At 72.5% G+C, this 19,121-nt stretch carries 16 protein-coding genes and 1 pseudogene; 8 read left to right on the top strand and 9 right to left on the bottom strand.

Going from position 1 to position 19,121, the window contains the following annotated elements:
- Nucleotides 1-34: 34 nt before the first annotated feature.
- From ABZZ20_RS09690 to ABZZ20_RS09670, 5 genes are read left to right on the top strand one after another with little or no spacing between them, the layout of a single operon-like run.
- The gene (locus ABZZ20_RS09690) at nt 35-1,714 is read left to right on the top strand and encodes an ATP-binding protein (RefSeq protein WP_356868547.1); all 1,680 of its coding nucleotides are present in this window, start codon (nt 35-37) and stop codon (nt 1,712-1,714) included.
- Nucleotides 1,711-2,118 carry a roadblock/LC7 domain-containing protein gene (locus ABZZ20_RS09685; protein ID WP_356868545.1) on the top strand — a complete coding sequence of 136 codons (408 nt, stop codon included), beginning with the start codon at nt 1,711-1,713 and terminating at the stop codon, nt 2,116-2,118. Before ABZZ20_RS09690 ends, ABZZ20_RS09685 begins: the two co-directional genes overlap by 4 nt.
- Nucleotides 2,115-2,474 carry a DUF742 domain-containing protein gene (locus ABZZ20_RS09680; protein WP_356868543.1) on the top strand — a complete coding sequence of 120 codons (360 nt, stop codon included), beginning with the start codon at nt 2,115-2,117 and terminating at the stop codon, nt 2,472-2,474. Before ABZZ20_RS09685 ends, ABZZ20_RS09680 begins: the two co-directional genes overlap by 4 nt.
- The gene (locus ABZZ20_RS09675; RefSeq protein WP_356868541.1) at nt 2,455-3,075 is read left to right on the top strand and encodes an ATP/GTP-binding protein; all 621 of its coding nucleotides are present in this window, start codon (nt 2,455-2,457) and stop codon (nt 3,073-3,075) included. The genes ABZZ20_RS09680 and ABZZ20_RS09675 overlap by 20 nt, the downstream gene beginning before the upstream one ends.
- Nucleotides 3,072-4,466: a cytochrome P450 gene (locus ABZZ20_RS09670; RefSeq protein ID WP_356868539.1), complete on the top strand. Its 1,395-nt coding sequence runs from the start codon at nt 3,072-3,074 to the stop codon at nt 4,464-4,466. The genes ABZZ20_RS09675 and ABZZ20_RS09670 overlap by 4 nt, the downstream gene beginning before the upstream one ends.
- A 2-nt stretch (nt 4,467-4,468) precedes the next feature.
- Here ABZZ20_RS09670 and ABZZ20_RS09665 read toward each other — a convergent pair whose 3' ends face one another.
- Together ABZZ20_RS09665 and ABZZ20_RS09660 are read right to left on the bottom strand one after the other, a co-directional pair.
- Nucleotides 4,469-5,587 (bottom strand): hypothetical protein, encoded by a 1,119-nt coding sequence (locus ABZZ20_RS09665; RefSeq protein WP_356868537.1) that lies wholly within the window; start codon nt 5,585-5,587, stop codon nt 4,469-4,471.
- A 4-nt stretch (nt 5,588-5,591) separates the two neighbouring features.
- The gene (locus ABZZ20_RS09660; protein ID WP_356868535.1) at nt 5,592-6,503 is read right to left on the bottom strand and encodes a methyltransferase domain-containing protein; all 912 of its coding nucleotides are present in this window, start codon (nt 6,501-6,503) and stop codon (nt 5,592-5,594) included.
- Between the two features lie 295 nt (nt 6,504-6,798).
- Here ABZZ20_RS09660 and ABZZ20_RS09655 point away from each other — a divergent pair, with 295 nt between their 5' ends.
- A complete protein-coding gene (locus ABZZ20_RS09655; protein WP_356868533.1) occupies nt 6,799-7,353 on the top strand; it encodes a DUF6434 domain-containing protein in 555 nt (184 codons plus the stop codon).
- A 77-nt stretch (nt 7,354-7,430) separates the two neighbouring features.
- Here the strand turns inward: ABZZ20_RS09655 and ABZZ20_RS09650 are convergent.
- Nucleotides 7,431-7,998: pseudogene (locus tag ABZZ20_RS09650) on the bottom strand (dihydrofolate reductase family protein).
- Nucleotides 7,999-8,025: 27 nt separating this feature from the next.
- Here ABZZ20_RS09650 and ABZZ20_RS09645 point away from each other — a divergent pair.
- Nucleotides 8,026-9,081 (top strand): enoyl-CoA hydratase/isomerase family protein, encoded by a 1,056-nt coding sequence (locus ABZZ20_RS09645; RefSeq protein ID WP_356868531.1) that lies wholly within the window; start codon nt 8,026-8,028, stop codon nt 9,079-9,081.
- Between the two features lie 36 nt (nt 9,082-9,117).
- Here ABZZ20_RS09645 and ABZZ20_RS09640 read toward each other — a convergent pair whose 3' ends face one another.
- Nucleotides 9,118-10,041, bottom strand: coding sequence for an SDR family oxidoreductase (locus ABZZ20_RS09640; RefSeq protein WP_356868529.1), 924 nt, complete (start codon nt 10,039-10,041; stop codon nt 9,118-9,120).
- A gap of 148 nt (nt 10,042-10,189) precedes the next feature.
- Between ABZZ20_RS09640 and ABZZ20_RS09635 the strand changes: the two genes are divergently transcribed.
- Nucleotides 10,190-11,440, top strand: a complete 1,251-nt coding sequence (locus ABZZ20_RS09635) for a cytochrome P450 (protein WP_356868527.1) — start codon at nt 10,190-10,192, stop codon at nt 11,438-11,440.
- On the opposite strand, the gene ABZZ20_RS09630 is transcribed toward ABZZ20_RS09635, so the two are convergent.
- The 5 genes from ABZZ20_RS09630 to ABZZ20_RS09610 form a co-directional block, all read right to left on the bottom strand.
- Complete coding sequence (locus ABZZ20_RS09630) at nt 11,441-12,511, bottom strand: alpha/beta hydrolase-fold protein (RefSeq protein WP_356868525.1); 1,071 nt, start codon at nt 12,509-12,511, stop codon at nt 11,441-11,443.
- Between the two features lie 46 nt (nt 12,512-12,557).
- Complete coding sequence (locus tag ABZZ20_RS09625) at nt 12,558-14,162, bottom strand: molybdopterin-dependent oxidoreductase (RefSeq protein WP_356868523.1); 1,605 nt, start codon at nt 14,160-14,162, stop codon at nt 12,558-12,560.
- A 165-nt stretch (nt 14,163-14,327) separates the two neighbouring features.
- Entirely contained in the window at nt 14,328-14,678 is a 351-nt protein-coding gene (locus tag ABZZ20_RS09620; RefSeq protein WP_356868521.1) for a hypothetical protein, read from the bottom strand.
- Nucleotides 14,679-14,916: 238 nt separating this feature from the next.
- Nucleotides 14,917-17,346, bottom strand: coding sequence for an alpha-N-acetylglucosaminidase (locus ABZZ20_RS09615; RefSeq protein WP_356868519.1), 2,430 nt, complete (start codon nt 17,344-17,346; stop codon nt 14,917-14,919).
- A gap of 23 nt (nt 17,347-17,369) precedes the next feature.
- A complete protein-coding gene (locus ABZZ20_RS09610; RefSeq protein WP_356868517.1) occupies nt 17,370-19,052 on the bottom strand; it encodes a ricin-type beta-trefoil lectin domain protein in 1,683 nt (560 codons plus the stop codon).
- Between the last annotated feature and the right edge of the window lie 69 nt (nt 19,053-19,121).

Raw genomic sequence — 19,121 nt, 5'->3', positions numbered from 1 at the left:
ATGATCATTCGCTTTCGATCGTTTGAGGGTTCTGATGGTTCGCGTGGGATCGTCGCCCGGAAGTCCAGGGCCCACCTCACCCGTTGTTTGGGCACTGCCCGCCTTGCTGACCGCCGCCGTCGCGGCCGTCGCCGTGGCGCTGGTGTCCGCACCTGCCCGCACCCCCGTCGCCTGGATCGGCGCCGTGGCCTTCGTCGCTGTCGCCCTCTCCTGCGGTGAAGCCGCCCGACGCGGCAAGGTGGTGGCCGCACTGCGGCGCAAGGCCGCCGAGCAGGAGGCTGCCCTGTTCCGGCAGCAGACCGAGACTGTACGGCTCGCCCAGGAGCTGCTGCCCGACGTCGTGGAGCGGCTGCGCAAGGGGGAGTTCCCCGAAGAGGTGCTCGCCTCCCTGGAGGAGCCCGACACCCACGGGCCCGGCCTGAGCAGCGAGTTCAGGGCGGCCCACCAGGCCGTACTGCGCTCCGTGCTCGACGCTGTCGTCGCCGAGGAGGACCTGCGCGACTCCGCGCAGCGGGCCTTTGTCAACATCGCCCGTCGTGTTCAGGCCATCGTGCACCAACAGGCCCAGGAACTGCGGGAGATGGAGGACCGGCACGGCCACAGCCCCGAGGTCTTCGGTGACCTGCTGCGGATCGACCACGGCACGGCCCTCATCGGCCGGCTCGCCGACTCCATCGCCGTCCTCGGCGGTGCGCGGCCCGGCCGCCAGTGGAGCAAGGCCGTCCCCCTGTACAGCGTACTGCGCGGTGCCATGTCGCGGATCATCGACTACCAGCGCGTCGAGCTCCACTCGGTCTCGCAGGTCGCCGTCGTCGGACCCGCCGTCGAGCCGCTCATCCACGCGCTCGCCGAGCTGCTGGACAATGCCACCCGCTACTCGCCGCCCCAGACCAAGGTCCATCTGACCGCCGTCGACGTGAACTCGGGCATCGCCGTCGAGATCGAGGACGGCGGCGTGAGCATGAGCGAGGAGGCCCGCAGGCGGGCCGAGCGCATGCTCCGCCAGGCACAGCAGGGCATCGACCTCACCGACCTCGGGGAGACCCCGCGCCTGGGCCTCGCCGTCGTGGGCCGGCTCTCGCAGGCGTACGACTTCCAGGTCTCGCTGCGCTCCTCGGCGTACGGGGGCGTGCGCGCCGTACTGGTCATCCCGCAGCAGCTGATCACCACCACCTCGGCCGCGACCGGTGTCGCCCACGGCATCGGCACCGCCTCGGGACCCCGCGCGGCCCTGCCGCCGGGGGTCACCTCGGCGGCAGGGGAACCGCCCGCCCGCCCGCAGCCCGAGCGCCCGCGGCACGCCCGCCCGCAGGCCGCCCGGCCGGAGCCGGCGCGCCCGGTCGCCGACCCGCGGATCCCGGTAGCCCCCGACGAGGTACCCGCCGTGACCGAGCGGACCGCGAACGGGCTGCCCCAGCGGCGGCGCAAGGCGCGCTCCCTGGCACCGGAGAGGCCCGACCTACCCGGCGCCACCGACCGGATCACGGCCGCGGCCGCCGCGGCCGCGGACCGCGCCGGATACGGAGCCGTACCCGATCCGGATCCCGGCCGCCAGCCCGAGGTGCAGCCCGGGATGTGGCTGGCCGCCTTCCAGGGCGGCCTGTCCGGGGAAAACCAGACCGCCGCGAGCCAGACCGCCGCGAGCCGGAGCGGCGCAGCAAGCCAGAACACAGACGCCTCGCCGGACTCGGCGAGCAAGGGGGAACAGCCATGAGTCAGCAGCAGACCAACATGGACTGGATGCTCAAGGACCTGGCCGAGAGCGTTCCGCAGACCCGCCACGTCATCGTCCTCTCCGCCGACGGCCTGCGCATGGCGCAGTACGGTGCGGAGACCGACACTGCCGACCGGCTCGCCGCCGCCTGCGCCGGACTCCAGAGCCTCGCCGGCGCCGTCGCCTCCGAACTCCCCAACAGCAGGGGGCGGATGAGGCTCGTCGTGATCGAGATGGACGGCGGCTTCTTCTACCTGATGGCGGCCGGCTCCGGCGCCTACCTCGCCGTACTGGCGGACGAAGGCGTCGACGCAGGCCTGATGGGTCAGCGGATGCGCGACCTCGTCGCCCGGATCGGAGAGCACCTGAGCAGCCCGCCGCGCCGCGACGGGCAGCTGGCGTGAGCAACCCGGGCCGGGATTGGGAAGACGGCACTCCCGAGCGGCTCTACGTGATCACCGGAGGTCGCAGTGGGTCGTTAACGCCCGCCCACCTCGACCTCGTCACGTTGATCATCGCCAAGTCGGGGCCCAGGCCGGGGATGCAGCCGGAGCATGCGGCGATCATGCAGCTGTGTCAGTCGCCGCTCTCGGTGGCCGAGATCTCCGCGTACCTCGGCCTGCCGGTGAGCGTGGTCACCGTACTCCTCGGTGACCTGCTCGCCGCCAAGCACGTACTCTCCCGCCCACCCGTCGCCCCCGCCCAACTCCCGGACCTGGCACTGATAGAGGCAGTCATCGATGGACTTCGAAAGCTCTGACCGGGCCACCGCGCCGCGGCGCGAGGACGCACTCCCGGCCACGGCCGCCGCCGCAGTCAAGGTGGTGATCGTGGGCGGCTTCGGGGTCGGTAAGACGACCCTGGTCGGCTCGGTGAGCGAGATCCGGCCGCTGACCACCGAGGAGACGATGACCCAGGCCGGGGTCGGCGTCGACGACACCGCAGGGGTGGAACGCAAGACCTCCACCACCGTGGCCATGGACTTCGGCCGCATCAGCATCAACGAGGAACTGGTGCTGTACCTCTTCGGCACCCCGGGCCAGGAACGCTTCTGGTTCCTGTGGCGCGGACTGTTCGAGGGGGCGTTGGGTGCGGTGGTCCTCGTCGACACCCGAAGGCTCGAAGTCAGCTTCGACGTGCTCGGCCGGCTGGAGGAGCGCGGCGTGCCGTTCGTGGTCGCCGTCAACTCCTTCCCCGATGCACCCGAACACTCCCTGGAGGAGCTGCGGGCCGCCCTCGACCTGCCCGCTTCCGTACCGCTGGTCTTCTGCGACGCCAGGCGCCGCGACTCCAGCCGCGACGTCCTGATGACGTTGATGCGCTACCTGCACTCCCTCGCTGTGACCCCGGAGGCATTGTGAGCACCACCCCAACCCCCCAGCCGGGTCCCGCCGCCCCGCCGCCGGGCTGCCCGGCGCACCGGCTCTACGGCCCCGACGCCGAGGCCGACCCCATGGGTCTGTACGAGAAGCTGCGCGCCCAGCACGGGGCGGTGGCCCCCGTACTGGTCCAGGGCGACCTGCCGGCCTGGCTGGTGCTCGGCCACCGCGAGAACCTGGACGTGGCACGTACCCCGTCCCGGTTCTCGCGGGACCCGCGCCGCTGGCGCGACATGCAGGAGGGCAACGTTCCGGCGGACCACCCGCTGACCCCGATGACCGCGTGGCAGCCGGTGTGCCACTTCGTCGACGGCGTCGACCACGAGCGGCTGCGCGGCGCGATCACGGAGTCGCTGGAGCGCTTCGACCGGCGCGGCATCCGGCGGTACGTCAAGCGCTTCGCCGACCAACTGATCGACGCCTTCGCCCAGACCGGGAAGACGGACCTGGTCGCGGCCTTCGCCGAGCCGCTGCCGATGCTGGTGATGACCCAGCTCGTCGGGGCGCCGGAGTCCTACGGGCCGCGCCTGGTCGAAGCCGCCCGCGATATGACCCGGGGCACCGAGACGGCCGTCACGAGCAGCGAGTACGTCTCGGTCACCCTGCGGGAACTCGTCGCACGCAAACGGGAGGTGCCCGGCCGGGACTTCACCACCTGGATGCTGGAGCACCACACCGCGCTCGGTGACGACGAGATCGTGGAACACCTGCGCCTGGTGCTGATCGCGGCCTTCGAGACGACCGCCAACCTGATCGCGAACACCCTGCGCATGGTGCTCACCGACAGCCGCTTCCGCGCGAACCTCTCCGGCGGGCACATGACCCTCCCGGACGCGCTGGAGCAGGTCCTGTGGGACGAGCCGCCGCTCATGACGATCCTCGGGCGCTGGGCCACCGGCGACACGGAGCTGGCCGGAGCGCAGATCAAGGCCGGGGACATGCTGCTGCTCGGCCTCGGGGCCGGGAACCTCGACCCGGAGATCCGACCCGACGCCACCGTGCCCGTCCACGGCAACCGCTCACACCTGGCCTTCAGCAGCGGGCCGCACGAGTGCCCCGGACAGGACATCGGCCGGGCCATCGCCGACACCGGCATCGACACCCTGCTGACCCGGCTGCCGGACCTGGAGCTCGCGGTGCCGGAGTCCGACCTGGAGTGGAATGCCTCGCTGATGTCCCGCCACCTGGTGGCGCTCCCTGTCCGGTTCGCTCCCAGGGGCAGTACGGTCACCGGCTCCACCGCCATCCCCGGTGGGCGCCGGCCGCCCTCCGCTCCCGCACGGGTGGCGCCCGCTGCGCCGGCCACCCCCTTCGCGGGGGAGTGGCCGGCGGCCCGGAGCTCCTGGTGGGCCCGTCTGCGGGGGCGCCGCTGAACTCAGTGCGAAGAGCCGTCGAGCTGCTGCCACCACCAGGCGAGAGCCGGTACCGGCGGCGGCTCGACGCTCGGGTCACTGGGCACATCGCTCCAGGCGATGTCGAACGAGGCCCCGTCGACGGGGAGTTCGTTGCGGTTGCGCGGACTGGCGTAGCGCGGCGCCCGATTGTGGTATTCGGTGTCCCCCGCGATCCAGTGCTCCAATGACAGGAGATAGCGGGCGAGGTCCGCACCGGCGTCCCGGCCGAGCTGCTCGCGGAGCCGGACGAACAAGGTCACCGTCCGGTCCCGCAGGGCGAATGCCGCGGGCAGCGCCTCTGCGGGCGTACAACCGTGGTGCTGCGCCAGAACGTTGACCACGTTCTGCTCCCACGGTTCCTGATGGTCGTCCTTGTTGTACGAGAACAGGTCGTTGTCGCAGCTGACGATGAACCCGGCGGCGTCGGTGAGCGCCTGGACCGGCGCGGAGTACAGCACGTTGCCCGGTACGTCGATCCCGTTCGCCACGTCGCACCAGGTGAGGGTGAACCGGGTGCCGTTGCTGGAGATCCGCTTCGCCACGAAGTCGTTGAGGCTCGGCATGATGCCCCGCTCGGCGTTGGCGGTCTGCCAGGTGGCACCGAACACCCAGTCCCGGATGCCCTCGGTGAAGCGGCGGAGCTGCACGGGCGTCAGCATGGCCCGGGTACGGCCCACCAGGTCCTCCAGCGCGGCGGTGTGCGGCCCCGGGGGCAGCAGCGCGGAACCGGGCGCCTCGACGGTGCGGAGCAGTCGGGCACCGTGGTCGGCCACGGCCGCCGTCCGTGCGGCGCTGGTGTCGGAGTCCTGCCAGTCGTCGGTGGCGAAGGCCCAGTAGTTCCACTGGGCGAAGAGCAGCATCGGCTCGATGTCACCGTAGGGGATGATCCTGCTGGTGAAGTCGGCGCCGCGGGTGGCCAGCCCCCAGGCTCGCTCGGTGGCGTCCGGGTACAGGTCGTGCGCGTCGATCCAGGCTATCGCCCGCTCTTCGAGCTCGGCCGCCTTGGGATGGATCAGCTCGCGTTCGAAGGGGCAGTAGAACGGCGGAAGTTGCCAGCCGATGCGGGAGGGGTGTCCGCCCTCGTGGTACACGGGTGCCATGGGATCAGCTGCCCCCGCCCAGCCGGAAGAGGAGCAGCCGGGTCTCCAGTGCGTGGTCGCGCCAGATCCGGAACAGCTTGCCGTGCGTGATGGTGGACTCCTGGAGCCGCTCGCGCGACCAGGCGGACGGGACGCCCGACTGCTCCACCCGGTCCAGTTCGGCCGTGTTCCAGGCCATGGACTGCACCCAGAACTCGGCCACCCGATCGGTGACGTCCTCGTCCTGCTCCAGTTCGAAGCCGGCGGCCTCGGCGGCGGTGATGTACTCGGTGAGCGTGCCCAGACGGGTCTTGTAGTACCCGTCGATGAACTCGGTCCACTCGGGACGGCAGATGAAGTGCTCCTGGATGCCGAACCAGCCGCCCGGCTTCAAGGACTTGGCCGCCACCTGGAAGAGCCGCTCCCGGTCCATGTAGCCGGAGCTCTCGTTGGCGTAGGCGGCGTCGTAGAGCCGGTCGGTGGTGAAGGAATGTACGTCGGCGAGGAGCGGGGTGACGAGGTCGGCCACCCCGGCCCGGCGCGCGAAGTCCTCGATCACCGGCACGTGATCGCCCGCGACGGTGAGCCCGGTGACCGTGGTGCCGTGTTCCTGCGCCCAGTAGAGCGAACCGCCGCCCACCCCGCAGCCGATGTCGAGGAGGCTGCCGGGAGGGGTGGTGTACGCGCCCCAACTGCGGGCCGCATGCTCGACTATGGCCTCCTGGGACTCCACTATGCGGCGCTTGAGCACGCGTTGGGACACCGTGGTGTTCGGCGCCGCTCCCGGGGCGAAGAGACCCATGTGGAAGTGGACCCTGGGCCCGGGGCCGTACTTGTGGAGGATGTCCGCCGTCTTACGGCTGTAGTAGAGCGGTACTTGGCTCTCGTCGAACGCCTGGCCACCCGTGGGGGGCTGGATGACAAGGTTGCTGTCCATCGGTTCTCCGGTCCTGCTGTCATGTGGGGGTGTATATCGGCCGCCCCACTCTGCCCATGAGTGAGCGATAGAAGTCCTCAGTCGCTCGATTCATGAGCATAACCACAGCTGAAACGGCATCAATTCAGCCTAATTGATGTCACGTCAGATGCCGATCGGGGCGTACGTGATCTCGTCCACTGTGCCGACCCTGCCGATGCGGGGAACCTCGGCGAGCAGGATGCCGCGCGCGAGGATCTCGTCGGCGGGCCTGGCGGTCGGCAGGGCCGGGATGCCTGCCTCTTAGAATGGGAACGTGAGTGCGCACGCGGGGGAGTCCCGCCCTGACCTGACCCCAGCCCTGACCGGTGCGGAGCTCACCCGCTGGTACTGGACGCTGTCGGAACTGGCCGCGTTCGCACGGGAGATGGGCCTGTCCGCCGGCGGCGGCAAGATCGAGCTGACCGCCCGGCTGGCCGCCGCGCTCGACGGGCTCCCTGCGCCGCAGGCGGTACGAACCCCCCGTCGTGGAGGGCGCCAACTCGGGGCCCCCGTCGACGGCGACACCGTCATCCCGGAGGGCCAGCGCTGCAGCCAGGTGCTCCGGGAGTTCTTCGTCCGGGAGATCGGGCCCGGGTTCCACTTCGACGCCTTCATGCGGGACTACGTCGCCCAGCACGCCGGGCACACCCTCGCCGAGGCCGTCGACCACTGGCACGCCACCCGCGCCCGGGCGGCCGAACCCCAGCAGGTCGGTGCCCAGTTCGAGTTCAACCGCTTCCTGCGGGACTGGCACTCCCACCACCCCGATGGCACCCGGCACCAGGCCCTCGCCGCCTGGCAGTCCCACCGGGCCCGCCCCAGGGACTGACCCGGCCCCTCAGCTGCCCGCCGGAGACCGGGCCCGGAGCCCATTTCCGCTCACTGCCCTGAGACGGTGCCCGGACGCTACGGGCGCGCGTACGAGAGCAGCACCACCCCGCTGCCGAAGGCGCGGGTCCCTTCGAGCCGGAGCGGAACCGGAGCGTCGACCGGGGGGGAACAGCGGCGTACCGCGGCCGATGCGCACCGGGTGCACGTAGATCCGGTAGGCGTCCACCAGGTCGTGCTGCAGGAAGGAGGCGGCCAGCCCGGCCCCGCCCAGGCACAGGTCGCCGCCCGGGGCCGCCTTGAGCGCGTTGACCTCGGCCGGGACGACGTCCCGTACGACCGTGGAGTTCCAGCCGACGTCGGCTTGCCGCAGCGTGCGCGAGTACACGTACTTCGGCATGTTGCGCCAGATGCCCGCGAACTCGGCCCCCGGGCCCTCAGCCGCCGGGTCGGCATCGGCGGTCGGCCAGTACCGGGCCATCAGCTCGTACATGACGCGCCCGTGCAGGAAACCGCCCATGGACCCGATCTCGTCGTTCATGTGCTGGTGCAGTTCGTCGTCGACGCGATGCCAGTCGATCTGCCGTTCGGGCCCCTCGATGAAGCCGTCGAGGGACACCGACATCATCAGGACGATCTTTCGCATGAACGTCCACGCTACATACTGGCTGGTGTGAAGACCGAAGATGCCGTCGACGACACGGTCCTGTTCGCCCGGGAGGGTCGGACGGGGCTGATCACCCTCAACCGCCCCAAGGCCCTCAACGCCCTGACCCACTCCATGGTGCGGCGTATCGAAGAGGCCCTGCGCTCCTGGGCGCGGGACCCCGCCGTCGCCCAGGTCCTCATCCGCGGCGCCGGCGAACGCGGCCTGTGCGCCGGCGGGGACATCCGCGCCATCCACGACGACGCCAGGGCGGGCACCGCCGCCTCCGCCGACTTCTGGCGCGACGAGTACCGGCTCAACGCCCTCATCGCCCGCTACCCCAAGCCGTACGTCGCCCTCATGGACGGCATCGTGATGGGCGGCGGCGTCGGCGTCTCGGCGCACGGCAGCGTCCGCGTCGTCACCGAACGTTCCCGCGTCGCGATGCCGGAGACCGGCATCGGCTTCGTCCCCGACGTCGGCGGCACCTACCTGCTCGGCCGCGCCCCCGGCCTGCTCGGCACCCACCTCGCACTCACCGGCGCGGCCGTGGGAGCCGCCGATGCCCTGCTGTGCGGGCTCGCCGACCACTTCGTCCCCGCCGACCGGCTGCCCGAACTGACCGCCGCGCTCGCCGCAGCGCCCGCCCACGAGGTGCTGCCGCAGTACGCGGGCACCCCCCTCCCCGGTGAACTGGCCGAGCAGCGCGACTGGATCGACCGCTGCTACGCGGCGGACACCGTCGAGGAGATCGTCGAGCGACTGCTCGCGGAGGGCGACCCGGGCGCCAAGGAGACCGCCGAGTCGATCCTCGCCAAGTCCCCGACCGCGCTCAAGACCACCCTCGTCGCCGTCCGCCGGGCGCGCACCCTGGGCCCGCTGGAGCAGGTACTGGCCCAGGAGTACCGGGTGTCCTGCCACGCCCTGCGCTCGCCCGACCTGGTGGAGGGCATCCGGGCCCAGGTCGTCGACAAGGACCGCAACCCCCGCTGGTCCCCACCCGCACTCAGCGACGTCACGGACGCGGACGTGGCCCGGTTCTTCGCCCCGCTCGGCGCCGACCACGAACTGCGACTGCCCTGAGCGTCCGGGTAGACCCGGGCGGCGTCGCCGAACCGGTCAGCGGTAGCCGGTCGTGTCGGCCGGGCGGTCCGGGTCCTGGACCTCGACCATGTACCGCCAGGCGTCGGGGCGGCTACCGTCGAGGTCCGTGAAGCCGTAGACACGGGCCAGCTGTCCGCTGGAGAGCGACTGCCCGTTCCAGCGCGACACCTCCGGGTCCGCGGCGAGCGCCGCGACCGCCCGTCCGACGTACGCCGGGGTCTCGGAAATGGCGAAGTGCGGAACCTTCTCCAGCGCGTCCCGCCAATGCGACTCGGTCACGCCGAAGGCGTCGAGCATCATCTCCGAGCGCAGCCAGCCCGGCGTCAGTGCCACCGCCGTCGCCCCGCGCGGCCCCAGCTCGTGCCCGAGCGCGAACGCCATGCGCAGGACCGCCGATTTGGCGAGGTCGTAGAAGAACGACACCCGGTAGCGGCTCGCGTTGTACTCGGCCGTGCCGTCCGTCATCTCCACCACCAACCCGCCCGGCTCGCGCAGCAGGAGCGGCATCGCGAAATGGCTCGTGATGGCGTGGGTGTCCACCGCGAGCCGCAGCAGGCGCAGCCCCCGGTCCAGATCGTGCTCCCACACCGTGCTCTCCCACTCGAAGAGCAGCTCGCCGCCCCAGATGTCGTTCACGAGCACGTCCAGGCGCCCCTGCTCGGCGTCGATCCGCGCGATCAGAGCCGCCACCTGCTCGGGGACCAGATGGTCCGTGGGCACCGCGATCCCGCAGCCGCCCGCGGCGGTCACCAACTCCGCGGTCTCCTCGATCGTCTCCGGCCGGTCGTACTCGGAACGTCTGCCGCGCGTACTGCGCCCCGTCACGTACACCGTGGCGCCCTGCGCGCCCAACTGGACGGCGATGCCGCGTCCCGCCCCCCGCGTCGCCCCGGCCACCAGAACGATCCTGCCTTCGAGGGTCCGCCTCGTATCCGCCATGCCCCGACCCTACGCCGGCACCGCCCGCCGGGCCCAGAGCAACGGGCTCGCGCGCCGAATACGCGCAGGGGCGGGAACGGACTTGTACAACCCGCCCCCCAGACCGCACTGTTGGCCGAGATTCGTCCATACGGTCAGGAGAATTGGCTTGTCACCCGACAACGCACACGCGCCCGCGTACGTCATCGACCCCGCCGGGGGCTGCCCGCACGCCCTCAACGCCCGGTTGCGCGCTCAGGGCTCCGTCGCGGACGTCGTCCTGCCCGGCGGGGTGCCCGGCGCGATCGTCCTGGGGCACGAGGCACTGAAGGAGTTCCTCGCGCACCCCGACGCGGGCAAGGACGCCCGGCACTTCCCGGCCCTGCACGACGGCACCGTCCCTGCGGACTGGCCGCTGCGGGTGTTCGCCAACGCCCAGGGTATGCACACCGCCGACGGCGCCGACCACCGCCGGCTGCGCTCCCTGGTCGGCAACGCCTTCACGGCCCGCCAGGTGGAGCGGCTGCGGCCGCGCATCGAGGAGCTGACCGCGGCCCTGCTCGACGACCTCGGCCGGGCCGCGGCCGAGGCCCCGGACGGCGTGGCGGACCTGCGCACGCACTTCGCCCTGCCGCTCCCCATGAGCGTCATCTGTGAGCTGCTCGGTGTGGACCCGGAACACCGCGGCCGACTGCACCACCTGTCGAACACAGTGATCATCGCGACCGACACCACCCCCGCCGAGGCGATGGCCGCCGTACGGGAACTCGTCGAGCTGATGGGCACGATCGCCGCCGCCCGCCGTGCGGAGCCGGGAGACGACCTGACCAGTGCGCTGATCGCCGCCCGCGAGGGCGACGGCGACCGGCTCAGCGAGGCCGAACTCATCGGCACCATGCGCTTGATGCTCGTCGCGGGCCACGAGACCACGCTCAACCTGATCAGCAACGCCGTCCGTGCCCTGTGCACCCACCGCGACCAGCTGGCGCTGGTCCAGGAGGGCAAGGTCACCTGGTCGGACGTGGTGGACGAAACGCTGCGCTGGGACGGCCCGGTCAGCTGGTTCCCGTTCCGCTACCCCACCCGCGACCTGACCGTCGACGGGACCGTCATCCCGCAGGGCACCCCCGTCCTCGCCGGCTACACCGCGGCCGGCCGCGACGAAGCCTTCCACGGCCCGGACGCCGACCGCTTCGACGTCACCCGCCCCACCGCCGCCCGCAACCTCTCCTTCGGGCACGGCGCGCACTACTGCGTGGGTGCCCCGCTCGCCCGCTTGGAGGCCACCATCGCCCTGGAACGCCTCTTCACCCGCTTCCCGGACCTCGACCTCGCCGTGCCCGAGGCCGAACTCCCGCACCAGCGGAGCTTCATAGGCAACAGCGTCGACTCACTGCCGGTCCGTCCGGTCCGCCCGTAGTCATCGGCCGTCGCCGGGCGGCGGGAGCTGCGTGCTCAGCCAGCCCAGCGCGTCCGGGTACATCCCGGCCCAGGTCTGGAAGTTGTGGCCGCCGGCCGGGCGGACGAGGGTCTTGACCCGGACCCCGCTGCCCGCCGCGGCCCGGCCGAAGGCCTCCAGCTGCTGCGGCGGACTCTCCTTGTCCTGTGCGGAGGTGGCCAGGAACAGCCCGACGTCCCCACCCTTGGTGTGCCGGACCAGCCACAGGGGGCTGTTGCGCTCGCGCAGGGCCGGGTCGGACAGCACCTCGGGGTCCCCGACGAGCGGGTCCGGATCGAGGGCCGCGCCGGCCCGGAACACCTTCGGGTACTGGAGCGGCAGCTTGGTCGCGCAGAAGCCCCCCGTCGAGACGCCCATCAGGCCCCAACCCTTGGGCTCGCGCAGGGTACGGAAGTTCTTGGCGACCAGCTCCGGCACGTCCTGCGCGAGCCAGGAAGCCACCTTCCGCTTCGGCGTGTTGCTGCAGTCGGTGTTCACCCCGCCCGGGTAGATCTCCGGGATCACCAGGATGAACGGACGGGCCGCGCCCAGCTGGACCAGCTGCTCCAGTGAGTCGGGCATGTTGCCCGTGTCGATCCAGGTGCGCGGCGAGCCCGGATACCCGTGCAGCAGCATCACCACGGGGAACCGGGTCCGACCCGCTCCCGGGGCCCCGTACGCGGGCGGGGTCCATACGAGCACCTGCCCGGCGAGCTTCGAGTGCGGGCCCCGGAAATAGGTGCTGCGGGTGCCGTCCGCGCCCAGGGTGAACCTGGCCCGGCCCGGCGGCGGTCCGGTCATCGCGGAGGAGTTCTGCACGTCCTCGGTGCCGAGCAGGTCGTCCCAGGAGGAGTAGAGCCCGTAACTGCCGTTGATCCAGGTGGCGATCACGGCGACGGCGGTCAGCTGGCACAGCGCGATCATCAGCACCCGGGCGGGCCAGCGCACCCACCCGGGCCCGGGAATCCGGTTCCACAGGACCAGTGCGGCCAGCATCACGAGTGCGGTGCCGGCGATCAGTGTGACGAGGAACGCCGTGCTGGTCAGCTCCACGACGGCCGGCTCCTGACGTAGGGGTCGGTATCCGAGTGCGTGCGCATCATGCCTTCCTCCGGGAGCCGGGGCGGACACGAACCGCCACCGAGTGCCATCCGGTCGCCCCGTCCGGCACGGTCCCCCTGCGTACGCCCGTCTGGACGGCGCCCGTGCCGTCCGTCGCGCGGACCTCCAGGACGTGCCGGCCGGGGGTCGCCTGCCAGGGCCACACCCACTGCCGCCAGGTGTCGTTGCCGTCCGCGTCCCCGAGCCGGGCCTCCTGCCACGGGCCCCCGTCGATGCGGACCTCCACCCGGGAGACGCCCCGGTGCTGCGCCCACGCCACCCCGGCGACCGCGACCCGCCCCGCCTCCGGTTCGGCGGACGGGCGCGGGGTGTCGATGCGGGACTGCGTCTTGACCGGCCCCTGCGCAGCCCAGGACCGGCGCACCCAGTACGCGTCGTACGCCGCGAACGTGGTCAGCCGCAGTTCGCGCAGCCACTTGCACGCCGACACGTACCCGTACAGTCCCGGTACGACCATCCGTACGGGGAAGCCGTGAGCGAAGGGCAGCGGCTCGCCGTTCATCCCGACGGCCAGTAGCGCCTCCCGGCCGTCCATGACGGCCTCGACGGGCGTGCCGAGCGTCATGCCGTCCACCGAACGTGCCACCAGCTGGTCGGCCGGCCCGCCCTGCGAGGGCGGCCTGACCCCCGCCTCACGCAGCAGGTCGGCCAGCCGTACCCCCAACCAGCGGGCATTGCCCGCATAGGGGCCGCCGACCTCGTTCGAGACGCAGGTGAGGGTGACGTCGTGCTCGACCAGCGGGCGGTCCAGCAGTTGCCGCAGATCGAGCTCCAGGGGAGTGGTGACGCCCTCGCCGTGGATGCGCAGCCGCCAGGTCTGCGCATCCACCCGCGGAACGACCAGGGCGGTGTCCACCCGGTAGAAATCGCGGTTGGGGGTGAGGAAGCGGGAGATCCCGGGCACCCGCAGGTCCGCGCCGGGCGGGACGGGCGGTGCGGGCACCGCAGGCGCGGGCAGTACCAGGTCCGCCCGGGAGGCCGTGGCCCCGGCCGAGCCGTACGCTCCGAGCCTGCGCCCCGCGTACCCGATGCCGGCCGAGGCGGCGAGGGCCGCGGCGACCAGCCGGCCGAAGCCGCGCCGGTCCATCGACCAGGCCCCGCCGGGCGGCGCGTCCACCGGGCCGGGTCTGGTCAGCGCGCCGACCAGCAGGTACAGCACCCCGGCCGCGCACAGCCCGCCCACCAGCGACGGCAGCGCATCGCGCCAGGTCGCCTCCGGCCGGCTGAGCGCGGCCACGGCTCCGACCAGCCCGAAACCGCCGGCGAGCGCGATCCCGGCGCCCGGGTGCCGTACCGCGAGCGCCCCGGCCGCGACCGCGACCGCACCCAGGACGACGACGATCCCGAGGGCCAGCAGCAGCTTGTCGGCGGTGCCGAACTCCCGCACCGCCCATTCCTTGACCCCCACCGGTGTGGCGTCGACGACGGCCCCGCCGACCGCGGTGATCGGGGAGGCCTCGGGCCGGACGGCCGCCGTGGTCAGCTCGGCCAGGGCCAGCCCGGCGAGGGCGGCGACCAGCCCGCAGACGGCGCCGCCCAGGACGCGGCGCCGCCGCCCGAGCTCTGCCTTCACACGGTTCATTTGCTCAGCCACCGTCCGCCGGGCGTCGGGATGCCGGGGTTCCGGGAAACCGGGGTGGCTCCCGCCCGCCGGTTCCAGTGTGACTCCGGCCCGGCCGCCCCCGCGCCCGGTCGGATCCGTTCGGGTCAGCGCGGGACGACGGCCCCGCCCTTGAAGCCGGTGTGCTCATGCACGGGGGCGGGCCTCGGCGGCGACCCGCTCGGCGGCCCGCAGGGCCACGGTTTCGAGATGGTCCTCCGGTCCCGCGCCCGCCCGGCGCGCGGCCAGTTCCCCGCGCTTGCGCAGTTCCACCACCCCGTCGGCGAGGAGGTCCCGTGGGTCGGAACGGCGCGGTGCGCCCTGCGCCTGCTCGGCGGACCGTGGTAATCGGTCGTGCACGAGGTCGGCCGCGCCGGCGGGCGGGGCGGCGGGCACGCCGGCGGGCGGGGCGTCCTGCGCGGGGCTCTGCTGCCCGGGCTGCCCGGGCTGCCCGGGCTGCCCGGGCAGCCCGGGCCGTTCGTGTCCGGTCGGGGACATGCTCGGTGCTCTCCTGCTCGGGTCGGGCCGTCGTGGCGTCGGAAGGGGCGGCTGCCGGATGGACCGGTGCCGCCCCTGATCGTTTCCGGGCCAGTGAACCGAGCGTCGGTCCCGCGCGGTGGACAAACGGGAGGGGTTCTCCCTCCCACGGGTACCGAGATTCCCGCGGAGGGGTGACGATCGGCGCCTGGTCCGCTCGTCACCCCGGCGGGTGGTGTGAGGAGTCAGGAGTCTGAAGTCAGCGGCCGGCCCGGGCCGCCGCCCCCTCGGAGGCGTTCAGGGCCGCCGCGACCGCGCTGGCGAGGGCGTGCGGGTCGCCGCTCGGGCCGTTCGCCCCGCTCGGGTGTCGGGTGGTGCGCCGGGCCCACTCCTCCTCGAAGGCGTGCCAGTCGATCTCCCGGGGCGCCGCCCGCCGGACCAGTGCCTCTTCGAGCGTCTCGAAGTAGGCAGCCCACCGGGGCGCGTACAACTCCGAGATCAGGCCGCCCCATTCGCGGTTCGCGTAGTCGTGCAGGAAACCGCCCTCGCTGGTGCTGCGCCGGCCCCACACGCTCAGGATCGAGCGGGCGTCGTACTCGTACCTGTCCTGCTCGGCCCGGTCCGCGCCCCAGGAGCGGGCGGCGGTGATCCAGTTGCCGAGCAGGAAGTTCGGGTCCGCGCTCGTGAGCTCGTCCAACTGCCGCTCGCCGGCCAGCCATTGAGAGGTCAGCTTGCGGAACGAGGTGAGGTCCCTGGCCTCGTAGGCGGCCTTGATCTGCGGCAGCAGCCACCGGGAGTGGTTGGCGAGGGCCTGCCGGGCGGTGTCCACCAGGTCGAAGCGGTAGGCACTGGAGGCGCGCAGCCGCGGATCCACCTTGAGCAGGTGGTTCAGGGCGCGGCGTACCGAAGCGGCCGGGTAGCGCATCGACTTGGGGCTCCAGTACGCCGCCCCCACCGCGCTCAGATTCGGCCGGGCGGTGAACAGGCTGTCCTGGGACTCCGACCACAGGCCGGAAGAGGTGCTGTACGGGCCCGTGCGCAGCTCCTCCCAGGCGGCTGCCGCCTCCTTGTCGGGCCGCCCGTACCTGCGGCTCGCGAAATCGGCGAACCACCTGCGCTGGTCGACCGGTCCGGCCTCCCAGGCCAGGTCGGTGAACAGGTCGAAGGCGGCCGGATTGGTCCCGGTGGCCTCCGGCAGGTACGCGATGCCCCGCAGCGCACTGTTGCCCTTGGCCCGCCAGGCGCCGAAACGATCGATCCACACCGAGGTGTTCGCGCCGATCGTGGTGTGCCCGCCGAAGTTGTAGATCGTGCCCAGCGCGTACGGGACCCCGCCCCAACGCGTCTCGCGGTCCAGGCGGTTGTACCGGTCGGACAGTCCGTCGAGGATCAGCAACTTCGAGGTGTCCACCCCGGAGAGCAGCTCGTTGCGCGGGCTGTCCTGCCAGCCCAGCACCGCCCACATCGCGCCCGGGTGCGCGGCGTGCAGTGCCGACTGGACGGCCCCGGCGGCGGCCTTCACATCGACCGTGCCCGCCGTCCCGCCCTCGTGCAGGGGGCTCATCCGGTACATCGTGCTGTCCCCGAACACCGCGCGCTGCTCCGCGTAGTACGCCGCGGCCAGCTTCGCGAACACCGGCGAGGTCGGGTTCAGCCAGTCGGGCCGGTCGAAGCCCGCCCAGTCGCCCTGAGCCACCGTCGTCGCCCCCGGGTTGCGGGCGGCGAACCCCGGCGGCACCGTGCCGAAGTAGCCGGGTAGCACCGGGGTCATGCCGAGCCCGCGCAGCTCCTCGGCGATCCGCCCGCCGAGATCGGCGCGCTCCCGCATCAGCCGCTCGCTGACCGGTCCGCCGAAACCGCTCAGGTTCTGCAGCAGCCACCAGCTCTGGTGGCCGGGCCCGGGGATCCACTCCCGCAGCTCGGCCGCCGAGTAGCCGAAGCCCTGGAGGGCCCGGTAGTACGGGTACTCGGCGCCGACCTGCACGAACACCTCGTTCATGCCGTGCAGGGCGAGCAGGTCGATCTGCCGCTGGTGCTGCTCGAAGGTGCGGTACGCGCCCGAGTAGCCGTCGTCGGTGTCGTTGAGGGCGTACCGGTGCGGGACGAGCGCGCTGCGGGTGACCGGTGCGGGCACGGCGGGCAGCTTCGCGGGCAGCATCCCGATGCTGTCGCCGGGCCAGCCGATGTCGGCCCCCGCGACGTGCTGGAGGTACCAGCCCACACCGGTGAGCAGCGTCGCGCCGGTGGATCCGCGCACGGTGATCGCGCCCGCCGGTCCGGACACGGTGAAGGTGTCGGCGCCGGCGGCCCGATCGGGCACCAGGGTGAACTGGGCCGCGTGGCGCGGTAGCAGCCGCCCCAGCGCGGCACGCGCGGGACCGGCGTCGAAGGTCCTGGGCGCAGGGGCGCCCGGGGAACTCCGCCGCACCGCGCCGCGCGCGTCGTCCCGTACGGTCGCCAGTACGCCTGCCCCACTCACGCCTGCCGCATCCACGCCGGCGCGGGCCCCGGCGGGTGCGTCGGCCCGTGCGGGGGCCCCCGGCCCGGAGGCGGCTCCCGTCCAGAGCAGCGTCAGCAGTGCGAGGGCCAGCGCGGCCAGGGCGACCGGGCGGCGCGCCCGCGCCCGCGCCCGCGCGCGCCCGCCCCGCAGTGCCGGGTCCGTCGCGGGGTGCTTCGTGCGAGATGTCATCCGAGTCCTCATCCGAGTGGCCGTCAGACCGGCAGGGACCAGGCCTGGTCGACCCGGTGGTCGCCGCAGTCGGTCAGCCGCAGTCGCTCGGCCGGTGCGTCCGGGGTGGTGGCCGCGGCGGGAGCGGTCAGGCACATCCCGCTGACCTCCTCGACCAGGGCCCCGTTCCGGCGGTGCGTCCAGCGCTGCCCGGGCTTCCCGGGTGCGCAGTCGGCCAGTTCCACGCGGCCTTCCTCGCCCGCCGACAGGCACTCGCCGGACAGGTGCAGGCTCGCGTCGCGCCCGAGGGTCCAGCGCTGGTCGGCGGCGGCGGTGCACGGTGCCAGGACGACCGCGCCCGCTCCGCTCGTGTTGGCCCCGTCGGCGCACTTGGCACCGTCACCGGTGATCTGCCCGGTGGGCACGGCGTCGGCGCATCCCCGGTGCGGGGTCAGCCGCCAGAGCGCGGTGTCGTGGGCGGCGAGCTTCCCGGTCAGGGAAGTCGAGACCTCGGTGCGCTTGCCGCTCCACAGGTCCTTGGCGTCGACCGTGCAGGAGTACAGCCCGATGTCGGCCAGCGGTACGGAGACCTCCCGGGTGCTTCCGGACCGGTTGAGGACGGCAACGGCGCGGTCGCCGTTGGCCAGCGGTCGGGCCAGCACCTCGAAGGTTGCGTTGGCGGAGAGCACCGCGCCCTGGCGGCCCATCGGGTCCTGGTCCATCTCGATCACGTCGGTGTTGCCCAGGGCGGCCAGGGCGGCCGGGGTGAGCCGGGAGACCTCGGAGGACAGGATGAACGGGGCGGCCATCATCGCCCACAGGCCCACCTGGCTGCGGCTCTCGGCTTCGGTGAGCCCGGGGGCGCCCGCGATCAGGAAGTCGGGGTCGTTCCAGTTGCCGGGGCCCGCGTACCGGCCGAGCCAGCGGTTGTACCCGTAGTTGCCCAGTACCGAACTCCAGCGCGACGTCTGGGGAGCGGCGGGGTTGTAGACCTTGATGTCCTTGCCTTCCCGCCACAACTGGCCGGTCTCGCCGACCCAGCTGAGGACCTTGTGCCAGTCGGAGTCGCCCCACTCGCCCTGTTGGAAGTAGGCGGGTGCCGACGCGGAGAGCACCATGTCGCGCCCGCTGTCCCGCAGGGCCGCGGCGACGGCGTTGTAGGCGTCGCGGTAGGCCTGTTCCTTCGTCGTTCCGGGCGGCACCCACAGGTTGCAGCCGTCCATCTTGACGTAGTCGACCTTCCACGACGCGAACAGCCGGGCGTCCTGGGCGTAGTGGTCCGGGCCGCCGCCCTCGGGCGAGCCGCTGCCCGGGTAGCGCTCGCAGGTGAGGGAGCCGGCGTCCTCGTAGATGCCGAACTTCAGCCCCTTGGCGTGCAGATGCTCGCCCAACCAGGCCATGCCGTGCGGGAACTTCTGCGTGTCGACGACCAGGTTGCCGTCCGCGTCCCGGCTCTTGGTCATCCAGCAGTCGTCGACCGTCACCGTGTCGTAGCCCTTGGCCGCGAGACCCGAGGACACCAGCGCGTCGGCGTTGGCGACCACCTTGGCCTCGTCGATGTCGCACATGTAGTGCGCCCAGTTGTTCCAACCCATGGGCGGGGTGAGCGCGAGCGGGGTGTCCGAGGTCGCGGTGGGCTCGGCCGCCACCGGGGCGGGGGCGAGCGAGAGCGCGAGCAGGGCGGCCGCGGTCAGGCAGGGGAGCGACGCACGCAGGCGAGGCGGCACGGAGACTCCTTGACGTGGGGCGGGGCGGGGCGGACGTACCGGCGGGAATGGCTGTAGTGCGCCCAGTGC

Source organism: Streptomyces sp. NPDC006430, from assembly GCF_040612395.1.
Lineage (GTDB): Bacteria > Actinomycetota > Actinomycetes > Streptomycetales > Streptomycetaceae > Streptomyces.
Note: the sequence above shows the minus strand (reverse complement) of the source record. Positions and strands in the feature narration are given on the sequence as shown.